The organism is Nitratireductor pacificus pht-3B (genome assembly GCF_000300335.1).
Lineage (GTDB): Bacteria > Pseudomonadota > Alphaproteobacteria > Rhizobiales > Rhizobiaceae > Nitratireductor > Nitratireductor pacificus.
Genome location: NZ_AMRM01000049.1, coordinates 1 through 853, shown reverse-complemented (window position 1 = coordinate 853; position 853 = coordinate 1). Strand labels below are relative to the sequence as shown.

Annotated in this window: 1 protein-coding gene; it reads right to left on the bottom strand. The window is 70.6% G+C overall.

Translation table 11 applies throughout. The features are described from left to right. Window positions 1-853, bottom strand: an 853-nt coding sequence (locus tag NA2_RS21195; protein WP_008599354.1) for an NAD(P) transhydrogenase subunit alpha, incomplete at both ends; no start/stop codon positions are given.

Below are 853 nucleotides of genomic sequence, written 5' to 3'. Positions count from 1 at the left end.
CCTCGACATTGCCGCCGCGCTCGACCGCCAGGTCGACGATCACCGAGCCCGGCTGCATCGCCGCGACCATCGCCGCGCTGACCAGCTTCGGCGCCGGCCGGCCCGGGATCAGCGCCGTCGTGATGACGATGTCCTGCCTGGCAATGTGATCCGCCACCAGCGCCGCCTGCGCCTCCTTCTCGGCATCCGTCAGTTCGCGGGCATAGCCGCCCTCGCCCGACGCATCCTTCAGCGCATCGGTCATGATGAACTTGGCGCCGAGCGACTGGACCTGCTCGCCCGCCGCCGCCCGCACGTCCGTCGCCGTCACCACCGCGCCGAGCCGCCTGGCCGTCGCGATCGCCTGCAGGCCGGCGACGCCGGCGCCCATCACGAACACCTTCGCCGCGGGCACCGTGCCCGCCGCCGTCATCATCATCGGCATTGCCCGGTCGTATTCCGCCGTCGCGTCGATCACTGCCCGGTAGCCGGCCAGGTTCGCCTGCGACGACAAGACGTCCATCGACTGCGCCCGTGTGATGCGCGGCATGAACTCCATCGCGAAGGCCGTCACCCCGGCCGCCGCCATCGCCGCCACCGCGTCCTCGTGGCCATGCGGGTCCATCGTCGCGATCACCACCGCGCCCTTGCGATAGGTCTTCAGCTCGGCCGCGTTCGGCCGCCGCAGCTTCAGCACGATGTCCGCCTTCGCCGCGTCCCCCGCCTTGCCGATCCGGGCGCCCGCCTTCTCGAATGCGCCATCGACGATCCGCGAGGCCGACCCAGCCCCCGCCTCGACGACCACATCGAAGCCAAGACCAACAAGACGCTTCACCGTGTCAGGCGATGCCGAAACACGCCCTTCCGTTACGTC